Here is a 20,366-nt window from a genome sequence, read left to right as displayed (position 1 = left end):
GCTGGTGCTGGAGGTGCGGTGCTGGAGGTGCTGGTGCTGGAGGTGCGAGTGCTGGAGGTGCGAGTGCTGGAGGTGCGGGTGCCGAGAGTGCTGCAGGTGGGATTGCTCCTTGTGTGCGCGTGGGGCGTTGCCGGCCTGACCTCTGGCGGGTCGCTGGCACAGGGCCTGCGGGTGGTGGACGCGGTGGACGTCGGTTCCCCGGCCAGCGAACAGGCGCACCACTACCGGGGCGTCGCCGCGTTCGAAGGGCGATACGGCAGCCGGAACTGGCGCGCGTCTCGCGAGTGGTTCGAGTACACGGTCCGCGTGTACGACGACACGCCGGTCACACTCGTCTGCGTGTGGGCGGACCCCGTGCTCGACCGGCCCACGTTCGACATCATGGTCGAGGACGCGACACTGGAGGCGGACGCTTCACGCCGCGCTGGTTCGGAACCGTGCTCGACGACCGTCAGCGTGCCGGACGCGCTGACGCGCGGGCGAACGGCCATCACGGTGAGATTTCGCGCCCGCGCCGGGAAGACCACCCCTGGCCTCGTCGAGTTGCGCGTCGTGCAGGAACATCTGGAGCAGGCGGCAGCCGCCCACGCCGGTCGGGCAGCCACCGAGTCGATGCGGCACCCGGCCAGCCCGGCACAGCGGCAGACGACGTCCAGGAACTGAGGCGTGACGATGATGCGAAGAACAATCCTGCTTGCGATTGCGCTACTGGCGGCGGTGAACCTGGCGGCGGCGGATACCTATCCACGCCAGCCGATCGGCGCCATCCACTACGTCTTCCATCTCGAGTTGAGGGACGATACCGACGAGATTGCCGGTGAGACGGCCGCAACGCTCGAGTTGCTCGAACAGGGCGTCACTGAAGTCTCGTTCGATCTCGCGTCGGCTGCGGGTGGCAAGGGCATGACGGTGTCGGAGGTTTCCGCCGGTGGCCGGCCGCTTCGCTTCGCGCACGAGAACAGCCGGCTGCGAATCTCGCTGCCCTCGCCCTCGCGGGCACTGGAAAGCGTCACGGTGGTCGTCAAGTACCGCGGCGTGCCGGTCTCGGGACTGCGAATCGGCGCGAACAAGTTCGGCGAGCGCTGCTTCTTCGGCGAGAGCTGGCCGGACAAGGCGCGGCAGTGGCTTCCGACCATCGACCACATCTCCTACAAAGCCACCGGCGAGTTCGTCGTCACGGCTCCCGCGCACTACCAGGTCGTGTCCAACGGCGTGCTGGTCGAGGAGATGGATCTGCCCGGCGATCTCCGCCGCACGCATTGGAGACAGCCGGAACCGATCGCGCCCTGGCTCTACACGATTGGCGTGGGCCGCTTCGCCGTCCATCATGCGGACGCCGTCATGGGAACACCCCTCGAGACATGGGTGTTCTCGCGCGACCGCGACGCCGGGCGCAAGGCGTTCGAGCTGCCCGCCCGCCAGGCGATCGAGTTCTTCAGCGATCTCGTCGGTCCCTATCCCTATCGGAAGCTGGCGAACGTCGAGGCCTCCGGGTTCGGCGGCGGCATGGAGCACGCGACGGCCATTGCCTACGGCGAGGCGGCGATCGACGGACGGCCGATTCAGACGCTGGTCGCGCACGAGATCGCGCACGCCTGGTTCGGCGACGGCGTCACCGAGCGCGACTGGGACGAAGTGTGGCTGAGCGAGGGCTTCGCGACGTTCCTGACGAACCTGTTCGTCGAGCACGTGAATGGACACGACGCGTTCACCGCCGCGCTGGCGCGCGACCGCGACCGTGTCATCGCCGCCGAGAAGAAGAGCCCCGACACGCCAATCATCCATCGGAACCTCTCGAACCTGGACAAGGTGCTGAACACGTTCGTCTACCAGAAGGGCGGCTGGGTTCTTCACATGCTGCGCGAGCGGATCGGCGCCGAGAGCTTTCGAACCGGCCTGCGGACGTACTACCAGCGGTACCTGAACCGGACCGCCACCACCGACGGGTTCCGCCAGGTGATGGAGGCCGCGTCCGGCCAGGATCTCTCGGCGTTCTTCCGGCAGTGGCTGAACCGTCCAGGAGTCCCGGCCGTCGCCGCCACGTGGCACTACGACGCGGCGCGGAATGCGCTCGACATCGAGGTGTCACAAACCCAGCAGGACGATCCGTTCGAACTGCCGCTCGAGTTCGGCATCAGGATCGACGAAACGCAGCCGCTGCGAGTCGAGAAGATGGCGTTGACCGACCGCCGCCAGCGCACGACGATCACGCTCGACCCGAACGTGCGAGCGCTGGTCGACGGCAGCATCGTCCGGCGATGACGGGGCGAAGCGTGAACACGCACGCGACAACCGACGCCGAGATCGTCCTGGCCGTGGACGGTCTCGTCAAACGCTATGGGGATCTTGTCGCCGTCGAGGATCTCAGCTTCGACGTCCGCGCCGGAGAAGTGTTCGGGTTCCTCGGTCCGAACGGCGCCGGGAAGACGACCGCCATCTCGATGATCTGCGGGCTCCTTGCGCCCGATGCCGGACGCGTGCTGGTGCACGGTCGTCTGATGACGGCCGGCGCGGGCACCCGGAGCTCGATCGGCGTCTGTCCGCAGGACGTGGTGATCTGGGAGCGCCTCACGTGTCTCGAGCAGCTCGAGTTCGTCGGCGAGATGTACGCCGTCCCTCGCGCGGAAGCGCGACGACGCGGCCGGGAGTTGCTCGAGACGCTCGGTCTGACCGAGAAAGCCGGCGCCCTGGCTGCCACGCTCTCGGGCGGGATGAAGCGCCGTCTGAACCTGGCCCTCGCCCTCGTTCACGATCCGGACGTCGTGGTGCTCGACGAGCCCGAGGCCGGGCTGGATCCGCAGAGCCGCATCACCGTCCGTGAGTTCATTCGTTCGCTCGCCCGCCGGAAGACCGTCGTCCTCACGACGCACAACATGGACGAGGCGGAGCGTCTGGCCGACCGGGTCGCGATCATCGACCACGGGCGGCTGCTCGTGCTCGACACGCCGGAAGGCCTGAAGCGGCGGGTTGGTGAAGGCGATCTCATCGAGATCGGCCTGGCGGCCGACGACGACCCGGGACGCGCCGAGGCGGCGCTCGCCGGCTTGACGTCGGTTGCCGTCGTGCGCGTCACGGCCAACGTGGCGACCTTGCGTTCTCGGGATGCGCTCTCGCACCTTGGCGACGCGTTGAACGCGCTGCGCGCCGCCGGTGTGCCGGTGGGCGACGTGCGGCTCCGCTCGGCCTCGCTCGAGGACGTCTTCGTCGCGCTGACCGGCCGGGGGTTGCGATCATGAAGGTGCTCTCCGTCTGCCGGAAGTGCGCGCGTGAGGCGAAGCGCGACAAGCTGCTGATCGCCCTGTCGGTCTCGTTCGCGCCGTTCTTCGTGTTCCTCTACTGGCTGACGTTCCCCTCCTTCATCCCGAGCTACGGCGTCGCGGTGCTGTCCGAGGACACCCCGTCCGCGCTCGCGTCCGGCGTCGCCGTCGATGGCGCGCGCGAACTGACCGCCAGGTTGGCCGCGCAGATGGACGCCAGCGGTCGCGCGATGCTCCACGTCGAGCGGGTCAGTGATCGCCGCGCCGCGCTCCGCCAGATCGCGGACCGGAAGGTATCGGCGCTGGTGGTGATCGGTCCTCGTTTCTCCGAAGCGATCGCGGCAGCACGCGACGACCGCGAGGCGGTCTCCCCGGCCCCGGTGATCACCTTCGTTGGCGATCTCTCGAGCCCGACGTACGCCGTCGCCGCAGTGCTCGCCAACGCCGCACTGGACGGATTCGTCCGCTCGACCCTCGGCGCGCCCTCTCTCGTCGCCGTTCACGAGGAGCCGATGGGCGGCTCCGGAGTTCGAAGTGACTTCGAGATGGCGGTGCCGGGCATCCTCGTCTTCGCCGTGATCATGCTCGTGTTCCAGACCGCCATGTGGGTGACGCGCGAGGCGGAGAGCGGCACGCTGCGCCGGCTGCGGATGACTTCGATGACCGCGTGGGATCTGCTCGGGGGGACGAGCATCGTGCTCGTCGCCATCGGGATCGCCTCGGTCGTCGTGACGTTCCTCACGGCAATCGCCTTCGGCTTCCACAGCCAGGGACCGATGTGGCTGGCCGTTGTCGTCGGCGCGGTGACGACCGTCTCGATCATCGGCGTGGGACTGATGGTGGCGGCGTTCTGCAGGACGGTCACACAGGCTTTCGTCGTCGCGAACTTTCCCCTCGGCTTGCTGATGTTCTTCTCGGGCGCGATGCTCCCGGTGCCGCGCCCCACGCTCGTCACCGTCGCCGGACGGGCCGTGGCCATCTGGGACCTGCTCCCGCCGACCCACGCTGTCATCGCCCTGAACAAGGTGCTCACGCTCGGCGCCGGCCTCGGGGAGGTCTGGTTCGAACTGACCGCTCTGGTGGTGCTCTCGTCCGCCTACGGCCTCATCGGCGTGGGTCTGTTCACCAGGCTGCGCATGCGCGCCGCCTGATCCGCCCCGCGCGATCCGGGCGTCCTGGCTCGTGCCTGCGTGACCTCAGCGGCTCAGAAGGCTTCCTGGATGGCCAGGTACAACCCGTGCGATCCTTTCTGGCCGACGCCGACGTCGATGCAGAGGTTGGTCCTCGATCGCTTGTTGATCAACATGCGCAAGCCGATCCCTCCCGCGCCGAGAAACGAGTCGGTCAGGTGCTCACGCGCCTGGAGGTTGCTGAGCGTCGTCGTATTCGCGAAGACCACCAGTCCCAGCAACCCATTCCGCATCAGTGACACGCGGTACTCGATCTCGCCGTACAGCAACCGTTCGCCGCGGAAGCGCCCTTCCGAGTAACCCCGCGCCGACCGGCCGTACGTGTCCAGGCCGGTGGCGGGCAGGTCGAAGAACGGCGCCACGCCGCTCACGATGACGTCGCCAAGCAGCCACAGCGCCACGCGATGACGGCCGTCGTCCGACATCTTCAGGTAGGTGCGGATGTCGAATTTGGCCTCGTGCCAGGTCGAGTCCCCGCCCATGAACCCCCGGATGAACGGCCGGTAGGTTGCACTGACCAGCCATCCGCGCTGCGCGTTGATCGCACTGTCACGAGTGTCCACCAGCAGGTTGGCGCTGAGCCCTCCCGACGTCTGACCGTCGAGCGCAAACCCGTTCTGCCGGCTGTACCGGACATACGGTGACGTGTCCCAGCCTTCACTCGCGCCCTCGCCGGCCGCGACGTTGGAGTGGCGGCTGTAGTGAAGGCCGACGCCGACGAACAGGTCGTGGTGGACCCGGAAGTACTCCGTGTCGTAGAAGCGGAAGAAGTCGAACCTCGCATTCGTTCGGTCCGCCGGGGTGGTCTCCGTGCCGAGGCCGTACGTGTCCTCCGAGGTCCACTGCAGGCGATTGTCACCGTCCAGGCGGCGGCGGTCACCCCGCGCAAAGATGCTGAACCGTGCCAGGGCCGATACTTGTTTCTTCGAAGAATACGTGAGGCTCGCCACCGCAGAGGAGATACGGGTGTTGCCGGGATCCCCGTGGAACAACGCCACATTGCCGGCCAGCCCGACCAGCCCGCCGCTCGACGGCTTGTAGCCGACAACCGGGGCGGACGCGATCATCGGCTTCAGCGGTTCCCACGAAGCCGGGCCGAGGGTGTGCGGTTCCTTGTGGCGGAGGACGCGCACCAGGTCGAGGAGATCCATCGTCTCCTCCGACGTGCCGGCCGGAGGCGATTTGGCGGCGGGTGCCGGTTGCACGACCGCCTGCGCGGCGCCGTCCCGGACGGAACCTGCGAAGATGACGACCGCCAGGCAGAGCGCGGACACGCGAAGCATGGGATGGAAAGCCCTGGAAGCGACTCGTCCGGGACGGGTTGACTGTAGTCGAAGGTACCCGTCCTGGTCCAGTGGCACTGCCGCGTTCAAGGTCCTATAATCTCCTTGAGCTGGCGCCGCCCCCCATGCCCGAACGCTGTGGGTCACCCCGGCGCCGAGGAGGACGATTCGATGCCCGACGCTCCCAAGGCTCCCGACGCTTTTGATGCCACGCAGTGGCACGAGGTCGTGCCGGGAGACACGCTCTCGAAGATCGCCGAGAAGTACTACGGCGATCCGGCACTCTACCCCCAGATTTTCGAGGCGAATCGTGACGTCCTCGATGACCCGAACCTGATTCGGGTTGGCCAGAAACTCCGCATTCCGTAACCACCGTGGAGGGAGGATCGATGCTGAAACGTACCGCCGGCCTCATGCTCGTCGTGCTGGTCGCGATGTTCGGCGTTGCCTGCGCCACCCAGAAGGTTCCGGCTGAAGCCGCGATCAAAGCGGCCGAACAGGCATTCGACGCGGTGAAGGGCGAGGCGACTGCGTACGCGCCCGATCAGATCGCCGGGGTCGAAGAGGCGCTGAAGAGCGCGAAGGACGCGTTCGCCAAGGGCGACTACCAGGCCGCGCTGACGGCGGCCCAGGCGATCCCCGAAAAGGTGACGGCCCTCGCCACGGCTGCAACGGCCAAGAAGAACGAGTTGACGAAGGGCTGGGAAGGCATGAGCGCGGGTCTGCCGAAGGTCGTCGAGGCCATCCAGAGCCGCGTGGACATTCTGTCCAAGGCGAAGAAGCTCCCGGCCGGCATGGACAAGGCGAAGTTCGAATCCGCAAAGACCGGCCTGGCGGAGGTCAAGCAGAATTGGACCGCCGCCACGGCCGCGTTCGGGGGCGGCAACCTGAAGGATGCCGTGGCCAAGGCCACAGCGGTGAAAGGCAAGGCGGCCGAGATCATGGGTGCTCTCGGCATGCCGGTTCCGGAAGGCCTGAAGTAGCTCGTTTACCGAAACCCGTCAACACGCAGCGCCGGGGTGACAGAGCTTGTCGCCCCGGGGTTGCCCTCGCAAGCCCGCAATCGCAATCCTCCCCCGTTGGTCGTAGGATGGTTGAGTCCCTGCTTCTCACCTGGTCCGCAACAACACGCTCCGGCTGTTGGCCCCACTGGAAGACAAGGAGGATGTGTGGTGCGCAAGATCATTGCTGCGGCGGTCTTCGTGCTGGCGCTGACCACCACCCCGCTGTTCGCCCAGGCGCCTGCCGCATCGGGCGCTCCGCCCCCCGCGCCGCCGCCGAAGCCGTGGTCGGGGAATGTCAGCTTCGGTCTCTCGCTCACCAACGGCAACAAGGACACCACGAACTTCAACCTCGGGTTCGAGGCCAAGTACGATCCGAAGACGAAGAACGTGTTCAAGACGTCCGGCCTGTTCCTGTACGGCAAGACGGGCGACGAACTGTCGGCCGAGCAGTACGGGCTCACGCTTCGCGACGAGTACTCCTTCAACCCGCGTGCGTTCGTGTTCGGTGACCTCCGTTACCTGCACGACCACTTCAAGGGCATCAGCTATCTGTACTCGCCGTCGGCCGGCATCGGCTACAAGGTCATCGATGTTCCGACGACGGCCTTGTCGGTGTCGGTCGGCGCCGGCGGCGTGTGGGAGAAGGACATTGGCTTCGACGTGCAGGCGAGCGGCGCGCTGACCTTCGACGAGAAGTTCACGCACAAGCTCACGAAGACGGCCACGGCGGGACAGGCGTTCTCGGGGTTGTGGAAGACCAGCGACATGGGCGACGCGCTGTATGCCTTCGGCGTGAACCTGGCTGCCAGCATCACGAGCCAGGCGCAGTTGAAAGTCGAGATGCTCGACACCTACAAGGCAAAGCCCCCCGACCCGAAGATGAAGAGCAACGACATCGCGCTCGTGATGGGAGTCGTCTACAAGTTCTGATCCGACTGCCGCCGATGCTGCATCATCCCACCTCCGCTCTCCGCGCGCTCGTCGCGCTGGCTTCGATCCTCATCCCTTCGCTGGCGTCGGCCCAGCCGGCGGCTTCGGCTGAGCAGGGGGTCCGCCCTCGGTTCGGCCTCGCGCTCGGCGGCGGCAGTGCAAGGGGATTCGCGCACATCGGCGTACTCCAGTGGTTCGACGAGCACCGCATTCCGGTGGATGAGATCGCCGGCACGAGCATGGGTGGCCTGGTCGGCGGGTTCTACGCGACGGGAATGTCGCCCGCGGATATCCGTCAGCTCATGCGGACAACCGATTGGGACGCCATGTTCCAGTCGGACTCGCCCTACGAGTTCAAGACGTTCCGGCGGAAGCAGGATAAGCGGGCGTTTCCCTCGCCGCTCGAGTTCGGCCTCAAGAATGGCGTGACTCTGCCCGGTGGGCTGAATCCCGGGCAGCAAGTCGCCTTGATGCTCGACCGGATCGCCCTGCCGTACTACGCCATCGCCACGTTCGACGATCTGCCGACGCCGTTCCGCTGCGTGGCCACGGACTTGAAGAGTTCCGAGCCGATCGTGCTGGGCAGAGGGCCGCTGTCGCGCGCGATGCGCGCCACGATGGCGATCCCCGGCGTGTTCACGCCGGTGACCTACGACCGGTGGCTGCTCGTGGATGGCGGCGCGTTGAACAACGTTCCCGTGAACGTGACGCGCCAGATGGGTGCCGACGTCGTAATCGCCGTGAACGTCAGCGGCGAGTTGGACACGTCGGGGGCCGGAGACCAGTCGCTCTTCACGCTGCTCGGCCGGACGATCGACACCGTGATGGCCGCGGAGGTCAGGAAGAGCCTCGCGTCGGCGGACCTCGTCATCGTTCCGAATCTGAAAGGTCTCGACTCGATGTCCTGGCGCCAGAGCGACGAGTTGGCGAACCGGGGCTACCAGGCCGCGGCGGCGATGTCGGCAAAGCTGCTCCGGTACGCCGTGAGCGAGTCGGAATACTCGGCGTTCGTGGCCGCCCGCCGAACGCGCCAGCGCACGGCGGCGCCAACGCCTGAGTCCGTCACTGTTGTCGGCGTGTTGTCCCGAGAACAGCAGTACATCCGCGAGGAACTGGCGCACAATGTCGGACGGCCCGTCGATCCCGATCGGCTGGCGCTCGACATCCTCCGCATCGGCGGCACAGACCGCTACGAGCACCTCACGTATGAGGTCGTTGAGAGCCCGGACGGCCCCAGCTTGCTGGTGACCGTACACCCGAAGAGCCACGGGCCGCCGTTCCTCGATGTCGGAATCGACTTGAACAATGTCGATTCGACCAACTTCGCCTTCAACCTGGCTGGCCGCGTCACCACCTACGACCGCTTCGGCGCAGGCTCCGAGTTGCGGACGAACTTCGTGCTCGGCACGAGGCAGGCCGTCGGAGCCGAACTGTACAAGCCGATCGCCGCGACGCCCCTGTTCGTGGCGCCACGGCTATATTTCAGCCGGGCGGGACGCAACGAGTACGTGGACGAAGCTCTCGTGGCCGAGCACTGGGTCAAGCGGGCGGGCGGCGGCATCGATGTCGGCATCAGCGGCGGCCGATACGCCGAGCTGCGCCTGGGCTACGACATCGCCGATGTGCGCGCACGGCTGAACGTGGGAAATCCGACTCTGCCCGAGGTCGTCGGCCTCGAACAGGTCGCGACGGCCCAGATGCTGCTCGACGGGCAGGACAGCCCGATCGTGCCTTCGCACGGCGTCCGCGTTGGCATGACACTGAAGCGGTACTTCGAGGAGCCGAACCCGGTCGCGCAGGGCACTCTAACGGCACACGAGAACTCGCCGCGGCGCTTCTGGCAGGCCGAGGTGCGGGCTTCGGCATTCGAGCGCGTGCGCGGCCAGGATCGCGTCTTCGGCATCGCGGGCGGCGGCACGTCGTTCGGCGCGCATCCGCTGTACGACGACTTCTCGCTCGGCGGACCAATGCGCATGGGAGCGTTCAACACCGACGAACTTCGTGGCGCCAACTACCTGCTCGGTGTGGCCGGGTACCTCAGGCGGACGGGAAGGCTGACCGACGTCATCGGCGGGAACGTCTTCGTTGGCGGTTGGATCGAGGCGGGATCGGCGTTCGCCGACTGGAAGACCGCCGCATGGCACGGCGACGTGGCGGTCGGTGTCGTCGTCGAAACCCTGATCGGGCCCGTGTTCGCAGGCGGCAGCGTGGCCTTCGGCGGACAGAACCGCCTCTACGTGTCGCTTGGGCCGCTGTTCCGCTAGATTGTCAGCTTCCCAATCCGCCCCTGGTCGCCGACGGCCCACGCCGTTCGGCCGCCACGTTCGATGCCGACCGCGTGGAAGCCGACGTCCCCGAGAGACGACCACGTGGCACCGCCGTCGACTGACAGGTCGGTGCCGGATGGACCCACCACAATCAACCGGTTGCCACTCGAACCCGGCACGAAGACCACACCCGATCGAAAGGCGCGGAGACGCGTCGCGGCGATTCTCGACCACGTCTTGCCGCCGTCGGTCGTTCGCGCCAGGTTGTCGCTCGGCTCCTGCTCCTTGCGGTAGTCGCCTCCGACGGTCACGCCCTTCAAGCCATCGTCGAAGGCAATCGAGAAGATGCCGGCTGATGGGGCGCCTGCGGCAATCGGCGTGTCGGCTTCGGACCAGGATGCACCCTGGTCGGTCGAGCGGAGAATCCGTGCGCGCGCGCCGCCGCCTGTTCCGATCCACGCATTCGAGCGCCCTTGCACGACCAGACACGTGCCGCTGGCCGCGAACATTCCGTCGCCGGGGAGGGCCTGTGGGCGGCTGTCCTGCGGTACCGGGGACCAGGTCGTGCCGCCGTCCGAGGTACGGATGACTGCGAACCGTCCGTCCACCGGATCGCCAACGGCCACGCCATGCTTCTCATCCCAGAACGCGATGGCGTCGTAGAACCCCTTCGGGTCGTCGTTGGTGAATTGCAGCTTCCAGGACGTCCCGCCATCCGTCGTCTTGTAGATGCGCGAGCGGTTGCCAGGGCCGATGCTGAGGACGTAGGCAATGTAGGCGTCGAAGGCCTCGACGTCTCGGAAGTCGAGGTCGTCGGTCCCTGGCACGATCAGGCGCATCCACGACGCGCCACCGTTGGTCGTCCGCAGCACCGTGCCCTTGTTCCCGCTCGCCCACGCGACGCGATCGCTGACCGCGCTCACCGCCCGCAGCCGTTCCTGCGTCCCGCTCGCCTGGATTTGCCAGAACGGCGCCGCCACCAGGGCCGACGCAACCGCCACAAGAAACGCCAGGACATTCATCATGCCGACCTCTCAGCACGTAGCACCTAGCACGTAGCACCTAGCGCAGTTCCTCCGCCATAACCCCCACCTCCTCGACCATGTCGTGGAGGTCGCGTCTCGTCGTCCGTGGGTTCATGAGCGTGGCCCGCAGCACCCGGCGTCCGGCCAGCATCGTCGTCGTGATCCAGCCCGTGCCCTTGCGGTTGTACTCCTCGCGCAGGCGAAGGTTCAGCACGTCCAGTTGTTCGTCGTTCAGCGAGCCATCGCCGACGTACCGGAAGCACAGGATGTTCGACTCGGGAACGTGCGGCGTGGCGAAGTCACGGCGCGCGGCGACAGCGTCGTGCAGGGCCCTCGCGTTTCCGCACAGGTGGTCGTAGAGCGCCCCGAGGCCGGCGGCGCCGTACCGTTGCAGGCCCACCCACACCTTCAGCGCGTCGATTCGCCGTGAGCAGGTGAAGCTCCGCAGCCCCTGATCCCAGTTTCGCTCGCCTTCCCTCGCGTGGAAGAGGTACGGTGCGCGCTGGCTGAATGCGGCCTCGAGGTCCTGCTCGTCGCGGACCAGGACGACGCTGGCCGTCAGCGGCATGAGCATCATCTTGTGAGGGTCCCACGCGATCGAGCGCGCCCGCTCGATTCCGGACAGGCGGTGGCGGTGCGAGGGCGAGAACAGCGCCGAGGCCCCGTGCGCCCCATCGACGTGGAGCCAAAGGTCTCGCGCCTCGCACAGGCGGCCGATCGCGTCGATGTCGTCGAACGACCCGGTTGCCGTCGTGCCGGCCGTCGCGACGACGGCCATGACCGCACGTGATTCGGCACGCAGACGGTCGAGGTGCCGTCCGAGGGCCGCAACGTCCATGCGGAAATCGGCCGAAGGCACGATGACGGCATTGTCGGTCCCGATACCAAGTTCGCCGATCGCCCGCGCCACACCGTAGTGGGAGTGCTCTCCGCAGACGACGACCGGCGGGCGACCGCCAACGCCCCGCTTCCAGGCATCTGGCAGGGCGGCCTGACGCGCGGCCAGCAGGCCCGCGAACGTCGCTTCGGTTCCGCCGGAGGTGAACGTGCCGCCGGCCGCCGGACCGAGCCCGGCCAGATCGCACATCCACCGAATCACCCGTGCTTCGATGACCGTGCCGACCGGTGACATTTCCCAGACCGCGCCCGACTGGTTCAACGCCGCCGTCAGCGCCTCGGTCCACACCGCGACCGGCACCGGCGCCGACACCTGGTGCCCCATCGAGCGAGGGTGTGTGAGGCGGTTGCAATCGGGCAGCACGTCGCGTTCGAGGCGGGCGAGGATCTCATCGATCGGATGCCCGCCAGCCGGCAGCGGTTCGTCGAATCGGCGGGCGAGTTCGGACGGGGACAGGCCGGTGGAGACGCGACCCTCTGACGTGCGGGTCGCGGCCAGGTAGTCGACGACCAGGCGAGCGAACGCCTGGGCGGTTTCGATCGAGGCGTCGGACTCGAGAGAGGAGAGAACGGAGGATATTGGATCCATGTCGGTGCTGATGGTGCCACGGGTGCTATGGGTGCTTCAGGTGCCAGTGCTGGGCACCTTCAGCACCCCTGGCACCTCCAGCACCGGTTGATTACTTCGTACAACTCCTGATGAACGCCGCGACGTCGCGTTTCAGTTCCTTGTGGGCGCTCGGACGGATGTACATCATGTGGCCGGCCTCGTAGAAGCCCATGCTGACGCGGTCGCGATAGGTCTGCTCGAAGCCGAGGTGATCGAACGTGAACTCCGTCGAGAAGAACGGCGTGGCCATGTCGTAGTACCCGTTGGCCACGAACACCTTGAGGAACGGATTGCGCGCCATGGCCGACCGCAGCGGCTCGGTCATGTTCACGTACCGGTTCTGGAACTCGGCGTAGCTCCACGGCCGCACGTTGCCCGAGGTGTCGTACTTGATGTCGTTCTCGTACTTCAGATCGCGGCGCACGTAGTCGCTGAACATCGCGGTCCACGCGCCCTGGAGCGCCGTGTTCGCCGGGTCGAATTCCTGGCGCTCGCCGGCGTAGTCGGCGTCGAGGCCGGTGAAGCGGCCGTCGAGGCGTCCCACCATCAGCCCGCGGTCGCGGAGCAACTCCTTGCGGAAGCGCGCGTCGGTCACGCGCAGGTGACAGCTGAGGATGAAGCTCTCCGACACGCCGAGATAGCGCGACAGCTTCTTCGCCAGGGCCTTCCGCTCGACCTCGGTCAGCCGGTTGCCCTTCGCGAGCGCGGTCAGGTACTCGCCGAGCGCGAAGCCCTTCGCCTCCGCGACGGTCTTCTTCAGATCGGCCTGCAGCTCGGGCGCGAGCTTCTTGTGGTACCACGCGGTGGCGGTCAACGTGGGCAGATAGGTTGCGTAGGCGAGGTCATGACCCGGCGCGTACTCCTGCGATCCGAAATCCACCACGGCCGACACCAGGACGATGCCGCTCAGCTCGATGCCGTGGCGCTGCTGCAACTCGGCCGAGAGGCCGGCTGACCGCGTGGTGCCGTAGCTCTCGCCGAACAGGAACTTCGGCGACGGCCAGCGCTTGAACTTCGTGATGTAGCACCGGATGAACTCGCCGAACGTCTGGATGTCCGCGGCCGAGCCGTGGAACTGCCGCGGGTCCTCACCCGCCGCCGGCCGGCTGTAGCCGGTGGACATCGCGTCGATCATCACGATGTCGGTCACGTCGAGCAGCGACTCTTCGTTGTCCACGAGCTTGAAGGGCGGGGCCGGCTGGAATCCATCATCGGCCATCTGAACCCGCTTGGGACCGAGCGTGCCCATGTGCAGCCACACCGACGCCGATCCGGGTCCGCCGTTGTACGCGAAGGTCACCGGCCGCGTGGCAGGGTCGGTCACGCCGTCCTTCGTGTAGGCGACGAAGAACATGTGCGCCTTCACGGTGCCGGCCCTGTCCACGAGCGGCAGCGATCCGGCGGTGGCGGTGTAGCGAATCTCCTGTCCACCGATGCGGGTCACGTGCGTCGTGTCCGACGTGCGATCGACGTAGGTGTCCTTCGGTGCCTCGGCCCGGCCCGACGCGCCGGCCACTCGTGCGGGCGCGTCGAACAGGTACGGTACTTCCTGTTGCGGTCTCTGCGCCAGGACCGAGGTCGGGAACGCCAGCACCGCCAGCGCGCAGGCGATGAGCAGTCTCTTCAGCACGGCCATTCTCCTTGGATGCAGGAGTCGAACGGAGGGGCGAGATGAGGGCCGGGTAGGCACGATACTCCGGCCCGCGAAGTGGGTCAACTCGAGCGTCACCGCTTCGCGACGGTCGGGCGGCACAGACGCGTGTACTCGGGCTCGATGTTCTCGAGGAAGACACCCTGGAGCTGGCCGGGCCTGAGTGCGGGCAACTCGAGTTCCAGCGTGTGTTCGACGTCGGCGGAGAGTAGCGACAGGTCGGCGTAGAAACCAACGAACGTGCCCGGCTCGGATCGCACGGCCGAGTAGGCCTTCCTGAATTCGATCGATCGGCCGTCGATCCTCAGGCTGGCCTCCCAGCGACTATCCGGTTCGGCAATCTGAACGAAGAGCAGCAGCCGTTCGGGCGCGAGCCAGGTCGTTCGGTAATCCTCGGCCGTCCAGGGAATCGGCCACGCCAGACGACGCGCCGCCAGTTGGTCGAACACGCGGCGAGGCACCGTGAACCGCGCGGCGAACGTGCCGCCGGCAAACGCCGGATCGACCGGACCGACGGGGTGGTACGGGCCGAACGCCGCGCCGTCGAAGGTCACGTCGAGCGACCACAGCGATGGACCGACATGCCGCGGCGCCACCGCCTGCCCGTTGACCGCGGCCGATGTCACCGCCTGCCCGGCGGGTATGACGACGAGCAACTCGGTTGCGGTGCCGGCCGAGCCGAGCACGTTGTCGAGCGTGAGCGCCCCCTGGACGAGCGCCACGGTGCCAGGCGAATTGAAGAGCAGGGGCTCGACGATCGCGGTCGGCGCCGGCTGGAGTTCGAGCACCAAGGCCGAGCCGCCGTCGAGTGTGACGCGCACGCGATCGTCGGACGACCAGGGGCCCGCACCTGCCTTGCCGACGAGCCGCCCTTCGAACGGGTGCAGTTCCCTGAGGAGGAATCGACCGGTCGCGTCGAGGCCGATCGTGGCGTCGAGGGCGAACTCCGCGTCGAGACGCCGGCCATTCGGGTTGAACAGGAAGATGAAGCCACGGTTCCCGACAATCGCCGAGGTCCCGTCGATCTTGCCGATGGCCGGCTGGCCGAGGATCGTGCGGGTGTGGCGCAGGTACTCCTTGTTGGTCGCCGTCCAGTCGATCCACCGGCGAAACCAGCGCCGATCGGCCTCCGAGAAGTTTCGGTGCTCCTCGATGTCGCGCGCGGGAATCATGTCGATCACGTTGTTCCAGCCCGCGATCGCGATCGACGAGAGAAGCGAGTATCGCCAGCCGAGATAGTCCCAGTCGCGCGTTCGCAAGGGCAGCAGCATCACGCCGCGATCGGTCTTCTTCTGCGGCATGTCGCCCGTGTCGTCGCCGCGTGACGTCTGGTGGGTGATGAAGCCCGGGACGATTTCGCTTGGCGCGAACTCGTAGTTCCGATAGCGATACGCGGTGAATCGCTCGCGGTCGGCCGACACGCGGTCGAAGTGCAGGTCCGGAAACGGCACGAAGCTCTCCGGCTGCTCGTCGTTGAACGTCGGATGCGGGTAGGTGCCCGCCAGCCATCCCCACGGCCCGTAGAGGTGATACGCCTGTCGGCCGTCGATGACGATGTCCGGGATGCGGCGGCGGAGTTCTTCCATCACGCGGCGCCAGCCAAACCACTGCGCATAGCGGCTCGTTCCATCGAAGTTGAGGAACGTGTGGTCGAACGAGTAGCCGCCCAGGCCGAGCCGATCGTGGAACGTGACGAGCGTGTCGATCAGCCAATCCTGCAGGCTGCGGAAGCCCAGGTTCGCGTACTGTCGGTTCGGACGGTCCTTGCGCGAGACGAGCCACGACGGGTTCTGTGAGAACGCCAGCACGGGGTAAACGTATGCGAGGAGTGTGAGGTGCTTCTGTTTTGCGTGGTCCAGCATTTCCTGCACGGAGGGGGGAATGGCTCCCGTCTTCGGACTCCACTCGTTCTTCCGAATCTTCTGGCCAAATCCGATCCACAGCAGGTTCTCCCAGCTCCAGTCGTCGGCGCTGTCCTCTCGCCTGGCGAGGTCCGAGTTCGTCGGGGCGAAAATCACGTGCTCGGCGCCCAGTTCGGCCGCGCTGTCGAGCATGCGCTTGTACTCGGCACGACCCTCGGGCGTGGCGATATCGATCTGGTAGTCGTTGAGGCACCAGGGCACGAACACGTTGGACGGCTTGGCCGGCTTCACCAGCAGGAACGCGCGCACCATGTCGGTGAAGGCTGCGATCTCCGCCTCGTCCATGCCCGGCGTCGCGTCGGCCGGCCCGAGTTTCCACTCCGGCTGCATGCGCGCCGGCAGCACGCGGCCGGTCAGGTGCGCGGTCGCGAGCAGGCCGCGGTCGGCGACAAATGGCCCGTCGGCGCTCGACCAGTCCATGTCCGGCTTGTAGCGAAGCGAGAACGTCTGCCCATCGCGCGTGAAATCGAGGAACGGATTCTGGGCGACGGCCAGCAGGCTCCGCTGGCCATCGAGGCGCAGGCAGGCGCCGTAGTCGCCGGTGGCCAGGTTCGGCCGGGCGCTCGTCGGCACGACGTGGCCCGAGATCGGCTCGGCGATGCGCGCCTGGAACACGACGATGTCGTCCACGTGGAAGCGCGGCGCTGATGCCGCGATCGAGATCTGCTTGCTGACGAATCGCCAGTCCCGGGCCAGTTCGTACGCGACGACCAGGCGATACGGCGGCGCAGTCCACGTGTAGATCACGCGGCCCGGCGTCGCGATCCTGGCGGGTGCGGGCAGCTTCGCGCTGTCGTACGTCGTTCCGCCGATGACGACGAGGAAGTCGTCCTGCTGGAACTGAATCGAGCCGGCAGTGCTCGTCGAGATGCGTGTCAGGCCGCGGTCGCCGAACCGGGCGAACAGTCGTCCATTGTCGAGGGCAATCACCTTGGCGGCCTCGCCGCGGTCGCTGAACAAGAGTGCGATGACGACTGCAAGGCAGACGCGACCGATGAGGCGGATCGGCATTGGGGGATTCTAAACCCTGAGCGCCGTTGCGTCGCACACCAGGTCGGCTCGAATAGCGCTGTCGACGCGGTAGACTGCGCCTGTGGAATTCAAGCTCCAGCGGCTGCTCCGGGTGACGAGCGCGGCATCGCACGCGTCGGCGGGCGAGGCGCATCGATACTGGCTGACCCGGCCCGTCGAGGAACGCCTGGCTGCTGTCGAGTTCTTGCGGAGGCAACAAAATGGAACTGGCGCCAGACTTCGACGAGTTCTTCGGCTCGTTGATCGCCCACGACGTTGAGTTCCTGATCGTCGGCGCGTACGCCCTTGCCTATCACGGTGCGCCGCGCTTCACGGGCGACATCGGCGTGTTCATCCGGCCCACCGCGGACAACGCCGAGCACCTGCTCACCGCGCTTGTCGCCTTCGGATTCCCCACCGGTGATCTCCGGCCGGAGGATCTCTCGAATCCAGACAGCGTCCTGCAGATGGGAATCGAACGCGTCCAGATTCACGTGCTGAGCGCGATCGCGACCATGGCCGAAACGCCGAGAATGCCGACCATCGCGACCACGGCCCGCGAGAATCTGTCGAGTACAGGCGACCGCTTGCCAAATCTGGCGGCGAGCAGATTGAGAGCCGCAAACAGCAGCACGACCACAATCAAAGGAAATCCACCAAGCGTTGCGAGCGTCAATCGCGCGGAGAGCACCTCGGCTGGCCGTGCCGGGTCCATGCTTGGTGCGAGGGGCTGGGCGCCAGGAGACGACGCCACCACCGTGGTGGCGTGCATGATGAGCGTGGCCAGACTCCACGTCGTCTGAGTCACCTTCAGCTGACAGGCACTCATCTCTGTCAGCCGGTGCACAGGCTACTTAGTCGAGTCGCACCAACGCCATGGGGACTGGAGCCCGTCCATCGTGGCTCGGCAACCTTGACACTGATCGCTAATGAACACCCCATTTCGACCTGGCGCTGTCTTGACCGTGATCTTGATCTCATCCCCAACCGACACCTTCGTGCTCGACTGCATGAGGGAGGCGCTCGACGGATACGTAATCTCCAGGTGACGCGGCGACCGCCAACGCAGACACACTTCATCAGCCTTTCTGAGCTGAAGCGCTCTCTCCCACAGTGTCGGTCTGGCACTCGGAGGATGGATGTCCACTACCAGTCCCATCTCCCTCCGGACTGCACCATGCTCTTCCACCATAGGAATGCCTTCACCTGGCCGACTTCGCGGACTCTCGCCATCGTCAACTCCACGTTCTTCTGAACAGTGTCACCGCCCGGCAGCGTCGGCGGCATCACCGGCGGGGTCACCAGCGGGATGACTGGCTTTGACGGCAGGACACCGCCGCCACTGCTTCCGGCAGATTCCTCAATTGGTGTCGCGTCGTAGGATCCGCCAGCCAAGTCGCAGTCCGTCCCACACGCCTTGTACCCGGCCCAGCTTGCCCACTGATTCGTGGGGTCCAGGGTAGCCGTGGGATCCGGTGGCGGCATCCTCCCCACAACATTGACGACGATTTCAAGGTTGTTGCCGGTCGGATCAACGTACTTCAGTGGATTGTTCCCGACATACGCGTACCGATTCCACCCCTGCGGGTTCCCCATCGCCCCCGCGAAGAGCGGATCCGGCCGATTGAAGCGGCCTGTCCGCAGTTGGAGCGACCGCGCGTTGAAGTAGTCCATCCCCGCTTCGCCGTCGCGTTCCCTTGGCCCGCCGAAGCCGACGGGTCAACACGGTCAAGATGGAGGCGAAGGCGGCTGTCCCGTGAACCGCTGGCGGGGCAGCGCGCCGGTCTGGTTGAAGGTCTCGCCGAACGGCAGGTAGTCGGAGCGCCCTTTCACGTTGCCCTGTGCATCGAAGACGAGGCGCACCGACCCGACCCGAATGGCGTTGCCATTCGCCCTTCGGGCTTCGGCTCGCGCGGGCGATCGCGGCGCTCGCTCAGGGTGGCCCTGAGCCGGCTCCGGTCTGTTTCATGGAGCCGTGGCGAATGGGCCAGCGCATCGGTCGCATAGTACTCGATCTCCTCACTCGTCTGCGCCTGCACGATCGCAGGGCAGAGCAGGGCGGTCAGCGCGACCATGCACACCAGCCAAGACAGCCCCCGCCGCCCGTCGCCGCGCCTCTGATCCGTCTCTCCCGCCGTCCGGGTGTCGTGCCTGTTCATCGGGTGCCCCATCGGGATGCGCAGTGGTTGACGGACCGACGCTTGCTCCTGTGCCGTCCAGCCCCGCGCCCTCATCGCACCCTCACCGGCACCCAGCCCTGGGTGCTGTTGCCGAGCGGCCACGTGATCCACCCGACATAGCCCGTACTCGACGGCCGGACGTAGTAGTACCCGTTCGCCGATCGCCAGATCGTCGGGTCCATCTTCCCGTCCCCGTCGTACTCGCCGGGCACCACCACATCCCCCGGCACCTCCCCGCCCCACGGCGTCGACCACAGCGACCCCGGCGCGAACCCACTGCTCGCCGTCAGCCCGTACCACGTCCCGTTCGCGGGGCGCCAGTCGACCAGGTCCGCCTTGCCGTCCCCGTCGTAGTCGCCCGGCACCGGCACGTCGCTCGTCTGGCCGTGCGTGATCGTCCCCGACTCCCAGTAGTCCGTGCTCGACAGCCGCACGTACCAGGTCGCCGGCGTGCCCGGCCGCCACACCGTCGGATCCGCCCGCCCATCCCCGTCGTAGTCCGCCGGCACCGGCACATCGCCCGACGTGCCCCACGTCCACATCAGCGCCGACCCAGGGGCGTAGTTCGAGCGGGAGGTCAGCACGTACCACGTCCCCGTCGTCGGCCGGTAGACGGCCAGATCGAGCTTGCCGTCCCCGTCGTAGTCCGCGGGCACCGGGAGGTCGGTCACTGGCGGCGGCGGCGTCACCTGCTGACCGGCTGACCACATCGTGAATCCGCTGGCGTGGACCAGCCGGACGAGCCCATCGTCCGCCACGGTCAGCGTCTGGTTGGGCGTGGCCCAGCCGGCATACCAGATGAAGTTCGACGAGCGGTCCATGATGTTGAAACGCCCCGTGGGCACTGGCGCCAGTTGTGCGAAGCCCGGCGTACACACCGTACCCGTCTGCCACGTCACGACCTGGTCGCTGACGCGCTTCAGCACCAGGTTGCAGTCGGTCTGGTAGCAGAGCTGGTAGCGATTGCTCGGCGAGACGAGGCAGCGTGTCGATCGGGTTCACGCGCGAGGCGGTGGGAGGCCGGTGCGAAGCAGGCGGCCCACGCCGCCAACAGGATCGCCGCGCAGGCGGCAGCCGGATGCCGAGTTCGCACCGCTGCCGGCTCGTTGTGCAGGTCGTCAGACCGTCGACTCCGACGA

General features: G+C 66.9%; 16 protein-coding genes and 1 pseudogene. 9 read left to right on the top strand and 8 right to left on the bottom strand.

The window, feature by feature from the left end:
- Nucleotides 1-18 precede the first annotated feature (18 nt).
- Genes VGK32_17905 through VGK32_17890 form a run of 4 tightly spaced genes read left to right on the top strand, consistent with a single transcriptional unit; the run spans nucleotide 19 to nucleotide 4,408 of the window.
- A complete protein-coding gene (locus VGK32_17905) occupies nucleotides 19-663 on the top strand; it encodes a DUF6805 domain-containing protein (GenBank protein ID HEY3383642.1) in 645 nt (214 codons plus the stop codon).
- Nucleotides 664-672: 9 nt separating this feature from the next.
- On the top strand, nucleotides 673-2,262 hold the full coding sequence (locus tag VGK32_17900) for a M1 family metallopeptidase (GenBank protein ID HEY3383641.1): 1,590 nt from the start codon (nucleotides 673-675) through the stop codon (nucleotides 2,260-2,262).
- Nucleotides 2,259-3,236, top strand: a complete 978-nt coding sequence (locus tag VGK32_17895; GenBank protein ID HEY3383640.1) for an ABC transporter ATP-binding protein — start codon at nucleotides 2,259-2,261, stop codon at nucleotides 3,234-3,236. Before VGK32_17900 ends, VGK32_17895 begins: the two co-directional genes overlap by 4 nt.
- Nucleotides 3,233-4,408: an ABC transporter permease gene (locus VGK32_17890; protein HEY3383639.1), complete on the top strand. Its 1,176-nt coding sequence runs from the start codon at nucleotides 3,233-3,235 to the stop codon at nucleotides 4,406-4,408. The genes VGK32_17895 and VGK32_17890 overlap by 4 nt, the downstream gene beginning before the upstream one ends.
- Before the next feature lie 53 nt (nucleotides 4,409-4,461).
- Here the strand turns inward: VGK32_17890 and VGK32_17885 are convergent, their stop codons facing one another.
- Nucleotides 4,462-5,730: a BamA/TamA family outer membrane protein gene (locus VGK32_17885; GenBank protein ID HEY3383638.1), complete on the bottom strand. Its 1,269-nt coding sequence runs from the start codon at nucleotides 5,728-5,730 to the stop codon at nucleotides 4,462-4,464.
- Nucleotides 5,731-5,901: 171 nt separating this feature from the next.
- Between VGK32_17885 and VGK32_17880 the strand changes: the two genes are divergently transcribed.
- The 4 genes from VGK32_17880 to VGK32_17865 all read left to right on the top strand — a co-directional run bounded on the left by VGK32_17880 (nucleotide 5,902) and on the right by VGK32_17865 (nucleotide 9,928).
- Nucleotides 5,902-6,099 carry a LysM peptidoglycan-binding domain-containing protein gene (locus VGK32_17880; GenBank protein ID HEY3383637.1) on the top strand — a complete coding sequence of 66 codons (198 nt, stop codon included), beginning with the start codon at nucleotides 5,902-5,904 and terminating at the stop codon, nucleotides 6,097-6,099.
- A gap of 20 nt (nucleotides 6,100-6,119) precedes the next feature.
- Nucleotides 6,120-6,713: a hypothetical protein gene (locus VGK32_17875; GenBank protein HEY3383636.1), complete on the top strand. Its 594-nt coding sequence runs from the start codon at nucleotides 6,120-6,122 to the stop codon at nucleotides 6,711-6,713.
- A gap of 189 nt (nucleotides 6,714-6,902) precedes the next feature.
- Complete coding sequence (locus VGK32_17870) at nucleotides 6,903-7,664, top strand: DUF481 domain-containing protein (protein HEY3383635.1); 762 nt, start codon at nucleotides 6,903-6,905, stop codon at nucleotides 7,662-7,664.
- 14 nt (nucleotides 7,665-7,678) lie between these two features.
- Entirely contained in the window at nucleotides 7,679-9,928 is a 2,250-nt protein-coding gene (locus VGK32_17865) for a patatin-like phospholipase family protein (GenBank protein HEY3383634.1), read from the top strand.
- On the opposite strand, the gene VGK32_17860 is transcribed toward VGK32_17865, so the two are convergent.
- The 4 genes from VGK32_17860 to VGK32_17845 all read right to left on the bottom strand — a co-directional run bounded on the left by VGK32_17860 (nucleotide 9,925) and on the right by VGK32_17845 (nucleotide 17,047).
- Nucleotides 9,925-10,956 (bottom strand): hypothetical protein, encoded by a 1,032-nt coding sequence (locus VGK32_17860; GenBank protein ID HEY3383633.1) that lies wholly within the window; start codon nucleotides 10,954-10,956, stop codon nucleotides 9,925-9,927. The genes VGK32_17865 and VGK32_17860 overlap by 4 nt on opposite strands.
- 37 nt (nucleotides 10,957-10,993) lie before the next feature.
- Nucleotides 10,994-12,442: a pyridoxal-dependent decarboxylase gene (locus VGK32_17855; protein HEY3383632.1), complete on the bottom strand. Its 1,449-nt coding sequence runs from the start codon at nucleotides 12,440-12,442 to the stop codon at nucleotides 10,994-10,996.
- 91 nt (nucleotides 12,443-12,533) lie between these two features.
- The gene (locus VGK32_17850; protein ID HEY3383631.1) at nucleotides 12,534-14,093 is read right to left on the bottom strand and encodes a hypothetical protein; all 1,560 of its coding nucleotides are present in this window, start codon (nucleotides 14,091-14,093) and stop codon (nucleotides 12,534-12,536) included.
- 95 nt (nucleotides 14,094-14,188) lie between these two features.
- Nucleotides 14,189-17,047, bottom strand: coding sequence for a hypothetical protein (locus VGK32_17845; GenBank protein ID HEY3383630.1), 2,859 nt, complete (start codon nucleotides 17,045-17,047; stop codon nucleotides 14,189-14,191).
- A 221-nt stretch (nucleotides 17,048-17,268) separates the two neighbouring features.
- Here VGK32_17845 and VGK32_17840 point away from each other — a divergent pair, with 221 nt between their 5' ends.
- Nucleotides 17,269-17,850, top strand: a complete 582-nt coding sequence (locus tag VGK32_17840; protein ID HEY3383629.1) for a hypothetical protein — start codon at nucleotides 17,269-17,271, stop codon at nucleotides 17,848-17,850.
- 343 nt (nucleotides 17,851-18,193) lie between these two features.
- Here VGK32_17840 and VGK32_17835 read toward each other — a convergent pair.
- The 3 genes and pseudogenes from VGK32_17835 to VGK32_17825 all read right to left on the bottom strand — a co-directional run bounded on the left by VGK32_17835 (nucleotide 18,194) and on the right by VGK32_17825 (nucleotide 20,153).
- Nucleotides 18,194-18,748: pseudogene (locus VGK32_17835) on the bottom strand (RHS repeat-associated core domain-containing protein).
- A gap of 27 nt (nucleotides 18,749-18,775) precedes the next feature.
- Nucleotides 18,776-18,910, bottom strand: coding sequence for a hypothetical protein (locus tag VGK32_17830; GenBank protein HEY3383628.1), 135 nt, complete (start codon nucleotides 18,908-18,910; stop codon nucleotides 18,776-18,778).
- 367 nt (nucleotides 18,911-19,277) lie between these two features.
- Nucleotides 19,278-20,153 (bottom strand): VCBS repeat-containing protein, encoded by an 876-nt coding sequence (locus tag VGK32_17825; protein ID HEY3383627.1) that lies wholly within the window; start codon nucleotides 20,151-20,153, stop codon nucleotides 19,278-19,280.
- Nucleotides 20,154-20,366 lie beyond the last annotated feature (213 nt).

This window comes from Vicinamibacterales bacterium (assembly GCA_036504215.1).
Taxonomy (GTDB): Bacteria; Acidobacteriota; Vicinamibacteria; order Vicinamibacterales; family Fen-181; genus FEN-299.
This window is presented reverse-complemented; position numbering and strand designations above follow the sequence as displayed.